This window comes from Acinetobacter sp. YH12070 (genome assembly GCF_013419625.1).
Lineage (GTDB): Bacteria > Pseudomonadota > Gammaproteobacteria > Pseudomonadales > Moraxellaceae > Acinetobacter > Acinetobacter amyesii.
In genome coordinates this window covers 1-8,295 of sequence record NZ_VOZT01000086.1, presented here as the reverse complement: position 1 = coordinate 8,295, position 8,295 = coordinate 1, and the positions used below count along the sequence as shown (strand labels likewise).

Genomic DNA, 8,295 nt, shown 5'->3' with positions numbered 1-8,295 from the left:
GCCTTTGATTTTTCCTTTAATTCTCTTTTATTCTTTTAAAAAGCTTTTAAATACTTTTAGACACCCTTCCAGACCACATATAGCAAGGCTTTCAGACTTTAAAAAACTACAAATGGCATGAACTAAACTACAAATGGCATGATTTTGGCACATTAGAAACTACAAATGGCATGATTAGAAACTACAAATGGCATGAACTAAACTACACTATATTTAATGTAGTTTTATGTTAAAAACTACAAAAATCGTGTGCAAAAATAAATCAATATGATATAAAAAACTACTTCTTGCGGAATGTAGTTTCATGGATTATAAAAAAACATACCCTGTATCTTGGGTTGTTATGCAGAATACGATTCAAGAGTGCTTTAAAAGCATGAGTATTGATGAAAAACGCTTATTAATTCTTGCTAGTCCTATAGCTCGGATAATTGATGCAACTGAAAAAGATGCAATCACCATAACATCAGAGAGCTTTGCAAAAGAATGCGGTATAAAAACCAACTCAGCGTATTCGCAAATGGAAGAAGCGAGTAAAAACCTGTTAAGACGTTATTTTTCCTATGGTGATAATAAGAAAAAAACCTACTGTAACTGGGTCATTAGAGCAATATATGAGAATGGTTCAATATCCATATGCTTCCCAGAGGAAGTTCTTTTGATGCTCAAAGAGTTCGACAAATTAAATCCATACACTAAGTACAAGAAAGACATCGTACTCAGTCTGAAAAAAGACTACTCGTTCGACCTATATCATTTAGCAAAAAAATATCAAGCTATGGGACAATTTGAAATGTCCTTAGAGCATATAAAAACTGAGTTAGGTTTGCCAAAGTCCTACGACAAGCTATGTAATTTAAAAGACCGTGTAATTAAGCCTTCATTAGATGAAATTACAGCTAATACAGACATTGAACTCACTTATGAAAACGTTAAACAAGGACGGTCTGTGGTTGGTTTCAAGTTTATTGTGAAAGAGAAGCCTAAGCCAAAACTCATAGCACCCGAGAGAGAGACAAAGACAGTAGAGCTATTTTGTAATATGTCAGATCCCCAAATTAATAAATACAGCACTATTCTATCTAAACTTTCTGAACTTTCTGATCTAAGTAATTTTCCTGACTATCCTACTTTTGCGATTTGGATTAGTGGGATTTTACGAGATCCAAAAAGTGTAAGGGAAGAAACGGCTAAACGAATTTTGAAGGCTCTACATCAAAAAACGGATTTCAAACCATAAAATCAGATTATCCATATGAGCTAACAAATCCCGTGAAACATTGCTTAAATACTAAGCGTGGAACGTGAACAATCATTAAAAAAGCCCAATCGGAGAGGGTTGGGCTTTTTGCTATACGATAAAACTATGATTTATATGAAATAAAAAGAAGCATTTCGTATAAGGTGTATTATGTTAATTTTAGTAGAACTAATAAATCTATATATTTGAAAATGTCATTTTACTCAATTAAATACTCTTCAGATATTTCACACTGTTCAACAAAAAAATGATCATGTGAAACTAAAATTACAGCGCCCTGATATTGGCTAATAGCCTGCGATAGAAGCTCTCTAGACTCAATATCTAAATGATTTTCTGGTTCATCAAGCAATAATAAATCAATACCATCAGGATAGTGACTCATTGCTAATAATGCGACTTTCAATTTTTCACCACCACTCAGTTCTGATAGTTTTAATAAAGCTTTTTCACGACGAATACGTAACTGACCTAACAAATTTCTCCACTCAACTTCAGTAAGATTGGAGTTATAAAGTGCAAGGTTTTCGATTACGGATAAATCATTATTTAATAAACTAAAGTTTTGATCTAAATACAAACATGTTCCACTAAAGAAAATATCATCACGTTGATGGGTAGAAATCAATTTCAATAAGGTTGATTTACCAATTCCATTAGCACCTTTAAGATGGATTTTTTCGCCAGCTTTCAATGCAAAATTAATTTTATTTGTTGCTGTATGGGGTAGCTTTAAATCATGAATTCTTAAAATCTCTCCTTGCTTCGTACTCTGTAAGTGGAATTCAAACTTCTGAGCTTTGATTTTTTCTACAATGGTCTGCCTATTAATCAGACTATTTTTCAAATCATCAGTTTGTCGAGTTTGTTGGGCACGTAGCTTACCTAAGCTTTGTCCAGCATTTTCCTTTTTGAAATCTAGAAAAATCTTTGCTTGAGAATTAGAATCACGAAGTTCATTGCCTTTAGATTGACGTTTATTCGCTTTCATTAAGCTATCATGTTGCCGTTGTTTTAACTGCTTTAATTCTTTTTTCTCATTATTAATAGACTGAGTTAATGCATCCATGTGTAGCTGATGCTGTTGAATGTAATGCTCATAATTACCTTTGTAGTGTTGTAAGCCTAATTCAGTTAAAGCATAAATATGTTGGACTTGATTGAGTAATTGGCGATCATGACTAATCAGGCATACACCACTAGGGTGTGCCAAAATACTCTCAATTAACCATTGTCTAGATGTTGAGTCTAAATGGTTGCTTGGTTCATCTAAAAGTAGATAGTGATCCTTTTTTAAAAACAAACGACATAAAGCCAGCTTTGTTTTTTGTCCTTCACTCAGTTTTTCTGTTGGAAAGTTCAAATCCGTAGGTAAGTCAGCATTTTCAAGTATATTTTGCCATTTTTGTGGTAAATCCCAGGTATTTTCAACTAACTCATAATCATCAAAACTAGCTGTATTGTTCTCTATACGCCGAAAAGCATGATGTAAATGATCTACCTCTAATGCTTGTGCAATATTTTCAGCATTAAGGCGTTCTAATTGTGCCAAATAATCATGTTGGATATTCCATGAAACTTGACCACTATAATGAATATCTAAAGCTTGGCTTTGATCTAATATTCTGAACAATAGGGATTTACCTAAACCATTACGTCCAATTAATGCAGAAACCTGTCCTGATAAAAGCGTAATGTTTAGCTGATCAAACATTTTCTGTGTAGAAAATTCTAAATTTAAGTTTGAAGCAATACATGCATGTTGCATAAAAAATTCCTCATGTAGAGGATATGCAAAATAGTGAAGATTAACTTATAAAAAACAATATATTATTTAGGATATAAAGTAGAGACCAAGAATATATAGCCACAAGTAGAATCTATTTTGCACATCAAAAGTTTAAAAATAATGATGAGAAAATGACTTACTTCATTGGCGTTACTCTTGGGAGGATGATTTGAATAAGGTTATTTTATAATGATAAGACAATCTGTCAAGCTTGTACTAAAGCTTCTAAAAGTTATTTAACATAATGGCGATTATACGAAATTTAGCGATTAGAAACCATTTATTACATCAAAAGTAATGAAAATGTAAAGATAATGCCTTATATTGTCTTTACATTATTGGTTTTTAGAGGAATTAACCATGTCCGCAGTCAATTTTAATATGCGTTTAGAAGAAGACTTGAGGGATAATGCAAATCATATTTTTGAAGAATATGGTTTAACAATGCCACAAGCATTTAAACTTTTTTTAAATCAGGTGGTGAAAACAAGAACTGTTCCATTAGCTTTTGACTATGCGAAAGAACCAACTCTGACCCCAACAGCAGTAGCAAAGTTGCTTCAATCTCTTAAAGAGATTGAAAATGGGGAGTACACCGAGTACGAAACAGTAGAAGAAGCAATCAAAGCCATGTCGGATGAAGCTCATGGCTAAACGAAAGATCATCGTAACCAACTCATTTAAACGAAATATTAAAAGACGTTACTTAGATTTAGTTACGGCTGAATGGGCTGAGGTACTGGACTGTTTAGTTGCTAATAGTCCATTGCCTGAAAAATACCTAGATCACCCATTAAAAGGTGGTGCTGAGTTTAAGAATTGTCGAGATTGTCACGTTAAACCTGATTTAGTCTTGATTTACAGGCTCGTAGGGGATGACATTTTAGAGTTACACCAGTTAGATAGCCATTCAGAGATTTTTGGCTAATTTTAGCTCGATGCTTTGAAATATGGCTTTAGCCATGTTTCAAAGCATCGAGCTACTTTACGCTAGTTGCACGATAAGAAAGTTTGAAAAGAAGCTAAGCATTGCATGGCCTTCAAAGAGTTCAATATGAGAATAAAAAATTTAGCTCAAATTTTTATAATTATTACATTGCTTACTGGTTGTATAGCGAAGTCCCAACCCGTATCTAACTCCATAGAGTCAGTAAAACCTATCATTTTTATTAAACATGCTAATTCTGGTTCAAGAGTAACCATTACTGGTGGGAAATTGCATGTAGATCCTTATGGTTGTATTCGGCTTGGTAGTGATACCGGTTCATTTATTATTTGGGCTAATAATCATGAGTTAGAATATACAAAGGACGGTAGGATTAGCATCACCAATAAATTTAATAATCATAAAGTTTTTATAGGTAATGAAATTATCCTTAGTGGAGGGCCGTCATCAGTAATACCAAAATCTGTTACTCGCTTTATTCCTGAAGTTTGTTCTACCTACGGCTATTGGATTGCTTCTCCCCTTTAAAAGTTATGTAAATGAGCCAGTCCCCATTTCCATCATAATTTCAACATAAAAACTCATATACAAATTTAGGTATTATTAGCTGATAAACCCTTTTTTTGATCTTTTTATATAAATCTTTCACGATATAGTAGAATACTATTAGATGACTAAATAAGATAAGCAAGCCTACCTGTATATACAAAATTCTTCGAATTTTGATATACAGGGACTTGTTAGGGGAAACCCCTAAGACCCCAAGCCCATCAAGATGGGCAAGTCAACAAAGTTGACTTAAAAGCAAAACCAAAAGCCTGTTAGTGGGATGTGTATATGCGAAATAAAACTAAAATTTTCAGACTCACAGAGTTACAGCTAGAACAACTTGAGCAGCACCTCGAAAAAGAGAACACGAATTTTACAGACTTCATTCTCTCTTTAATTCAAAGGGAAATCATGCAAGATGCTGTAACCGTAAGACGACCAGAAGAATATGAAAGGAAGCCTAGACTCAAAGTTAAAACAGTGATTGAAGTGGTTAAACGCTATCAAAAAACAGATCCTGCTTTACTGCTTGAGCTATCCAAAATCGGGAACAACTTAAACCAAATTGCACGAGCATTGAACATCATCAAAAATGCTGATCCGCAAGAGCAACGCAAGTTAGATATTTTCAGCATTTTTTCAGTTTTAAAAGGCATTCAAACCGAGTTAGAACAAGTATTTCCTGCACTTCCGAAAATCAGCAGACAAAGCCCTGAAAGGCTTAAAAAGCAATTGTCTTCGATACAGCTTGCTGAGGAGGATGAAAGTGCATATTAAATTTTTAAATCACGGTAAAGGATCGGCCGCACACGCTTCAGCGTATGTTTTAGATAAGTTCGATCATCTTGGCAATGTTCGGGCAGGTGTTGATGTTTTGCGTGGTGATGCGACTACATTTAACGCCATCTGTGACTCAAGTCCACATTTGTGGAAGTACACCAGTGGCGTGATCGCATGGTCAAAAGAAGACAGTCCGACAGATGAACAAATAAAAGAAGTCTTAGACGAGTTTGAAAAGCATGCTTTTTCGGGACTAGATCCCTCACAGTACCACCTTTTTGCCGTGCTTCACACAGACGATGACGGCTCGAAGCATATCCACGTTCTAGCACCACGCCTAGATATTCAAAGCGGTAAATCACTCAATATTGCCCCACCCGGCCATGAAAAGCATTTTGATTCTTTACGTGATTACTTCAACACAAAGTACCAGTGGTCACGCCCCGATGATCTGCTTTTGATGAAAACGACACAAGAGCCAAACTATGTCGCAAAACTCAACGCTCAAGCTAAAAATATTTTTACAGGTCAAGATCTTGAGGCGCTTACAAAAAAGCAGTTTGGCAAGCTCGTTGATAACTACGTACAAACATTTTTAAGGACTCTGACAGTAAAAAACAGAGCAGATATTGTCCAGTGTATTGAGCAACTGGAAGGAATCGCATCGGTCAAACAAAGTAAAGAATACTTAACTGCCACTTTGAAAAGTGGCAAAAGACATCGACTTAGAGGCGACTTTTATCATGAACAATTCGAAATTAACGCTTATTCAGAGCATCTCAGAGCAGCAGCAGAAAGCCGACCAACTACAGCAGAGCTTGCAACAGCTCTCCGAAACGCTGAAAACGTTCGAGATGACTATCGAGCAAAGCGAGAGACCTATCACCAACAGCACTATACTTTTAAACGAAGTACAGCAGACAACATCGGCCATAAAATCGCATCTCAGAGCGATTTTGACCGAAATAGGGAATCTATCACCCAAAGCCATAAAATCGCTAACAGCGAGCTATACGGAGCAAATAGACGCACTGCAAACGCAGTTAGCGAATATAGACCTATCGGAAATATCAAAAGTGAAATCGAGCATAGATTCGTTTTCAACCTCAATTCACGCTCTACAGGCTCAAGTCAACAAGCAGTTGCAGAGCCTCAGAATCGACGAAAAGCTCCTGCAGAACAGCATTCAACACCAAGTACAGCAAGCGATAGAGGGGCAGAGAGAGACAATAGAGAGTCAGTTGCAGAGCCTTTTGACGGAAAAATTGGGCAACCAGAGAGCAACACACATCCTATGGGGGATGATAGCTTTTGGACTGCTGATTCTTTTAATAATTTTATATCTAGGCTATCAAGCCAATACAAATTTAAAAACAATCAAAGCACAAGAGCAAATGATTCAACAGAATTCACAAGTGATTACAAACCAGATCAACTACTTGAAACAAATACGGAACTAGATCATGCAGACCGAAATCGACCAATTTTTGACAGAGCAAAACAGCTTATTGATGCAACAAAACAACTTGTTAGCCGAGCAAAACAAGGTTTTGAGTCAACAAATCGATTCATTAAAGACCATTTTGAGCGACTACAGCGAAGTCGAGCTGAGTCTAAAGAGCAAAATCAGCAATCTGAATACAGAGAAAGAAGCACAGCAAGCCTTAATTTTGACACTGAAAGCAGAGCTTTCAAAGCTAGAGCAGGGCAACTTTTCGGAGCAGTTACAGCAAGCATTTCAAGAAAACTTGAAGACCCAATTACAAACGCAATTAGCGAGAGCATTAAATCAACTGGATTTAAACAGCATTGTCAGCGACTTGGTGAAGATAGAATTAAGACCCATTCAAATGACAATTGGCACACAGCAGGCGGACATCGAGAAAGCACTCTCGAAAATCTTGCAATTGAAAGTACCCAACAACTTTTACGAAGATTTGGAGACGCAAAGCAAGCAGATCAATACGCTTGGGGAAACTGTAGAAAGATTAATAGCGTTAATCAACAACTTGAACGACTAGAAACCACAGTAGCGGAAATTCGACTCAAGCCAAAACCGGCTACGAATTTCAGTTACTTGCGAAGTGACGGTTATTACCCCGATTACGTTGGTTATCACAAAGAACTATGCGACAAGCAACAGGAGGCCTATAACAATAAAAACCCACTACAATTGATTGATTACATAAAGAAAAAATCTAAAAATTTAGAAACGTACATTAGCCGTGCACGTTCAAATATCCACGAATGGGAATACGATAAATTTGAGAAAATGATCAAAAATGACAATCAAATGCTGAAATATCTGAAATGTGAGAAGATTTTAGAGCCTCAAAACGACCATTTGAAACAGCAAAGAGAATCATATCAAGCGTGTTTAAAGAGTTTTGAGACTATTAAAAGTGATATTTACGAAATTAAAAATCCATTGCCTAGACAGAATACTTCTCAACAAACTTATGAACCTGAGCATAAACCAAAACCTAAAAATGATTTTGAATTAGATTTTTAATCTAATTCAGCAAAACAGTAATCAGAGGGGGAATGAGCGATTTATCTTTATGTCACTCACACTCCGTTCGCTTTGTTTTTTTCTTTTTGAACCTCACAGGTTTAAACCAAGCGAGTGTCTACGAGCGATTGAGCATCATAAAAATTTCAGCAACGCCTTTTCCCTGATTACAAACTCCCTTTTAATCTAAAACGGTAAGTACAGAGCATCCCGAATGGGTGCGAACTTTGGGGCTTTTGATCTTAAAAAAGCATGAGCATAGCGAATGCATTATCAATCTTTTTGCTCTTGGTTTTGCTTTTGAAACGACACGAGCGAAGCGAGTGCCATAGCCTTTGATTTTTCCTTTAATTCTCTTTTATTCTTTTAAAAAGCTTTTAAATACTTTTAGACACCCTTCCAGACCACATATAGCAAGGCTTTCAGACTTTAAAAAACTACAAATGGCATGAACTAAA

General features: G+C 35.9%; 7 protein-coding genes. 6 read left to right on the top strand and 1 reads right to left on the bottom strand.

Features of this window, described 5'->3' with window-relative positions:
• Positions 1-304 precede the first annotated feature (304 nt).
• A complete protein-coding gene (locus FTU17_RS16130; protein WP_159124544.1) occupies positions 305-1,240 on the top strand; it encodes a replication initiation protein in 936 nt (311 codons plus the stop codon).
• Between the two features lie 220 nt (positions 1,241-1,460).
• Here FTU17_RS16130 and FTU17_RS16125 read toward each other — a convergent pair whose 3' ends face one another.
• A complete protein-coding gene (locus tag FTU17_RS16125) occupies positions 1,461-3,029 on the bottom strand; it encodes an ATP-binding cassette domain-containing protein (protein WP_159124549.1) in 1,569 nt (522 codons plus the stop codon).
• Between the two features lie 381 nt (positions 3,030-3,410).
• Here FTU17_RS16125 and FTU17_RS16120 point away from each other — a divergent pair, with 381 nt between their 5' ends.
• From FTU17_RS16120 to FTU17_RS16100, 5 genes are all read left to right on the top strand, one after another.
• Complete coding sequence (locus FTU17_RS16120; RefSeq protein WP_159124548.1) at positions 3,411-3,704, top strand: type II toxin-antitoxin system RelB/DinJ family antitoxin; 294 nt, start codon at positions 3,411-3,413, stop codon at positions 3,702-3,704.
• On the top strand, positions 3,697-3,978 hold the full coding sequence (locus FTU17_RS16115; protein ID WP_159124547.1) for a type II toxin-antitoxin system YafQ family toxin: 282 nt from the start codon (positions 3,697-3,699) through the stop codon (positions 3,976-3,978). Before FTU17_RS16120 ends, FTU17_RS16115 begins: the two co-directional genes overlap by 8 nt.
• 126 nt (positions 3,979-4,104) lie before the next feature.
• Positions 4,105-4,524 (top strand): hypothetical protein, encoded by a 420-nt coding sequence (locus FTU17_RS16110; RefSeq protein WP_159124550.1) that lies wholly within the window; start codon positions 4,105-4,107, stop codon positions 4,522-4,524.
• Positions 4,525-4,833: 309 nt separating this feature from the next.
• A complete protein-coding gene (mobC, locus tag FTU17_RS16105) occupies positions 4,834-5,322 on the top strand; it encodes a plasmid mobilization relaxosome protein MobC (RefSeq protein WP_159124546.1) in 489 nt (162 codons plus the stop codon).
• A complete protein-coding gene (locus FTU17_RS16100) occupies positions 5,306-7,837 on the top strand; it encodes a relaxase/mobilization nuclease domain-containing protein (protein ID WP_218946026.1) in 2,532 nt (843 codons plus the stop codon). The genes mobC and FTU17_RS16100 overlap by 17 nt, the downstream gene beginning before the upstream one ends.
• Positions 7,838-8,295 lie beyond the last annotated feature (458 nt).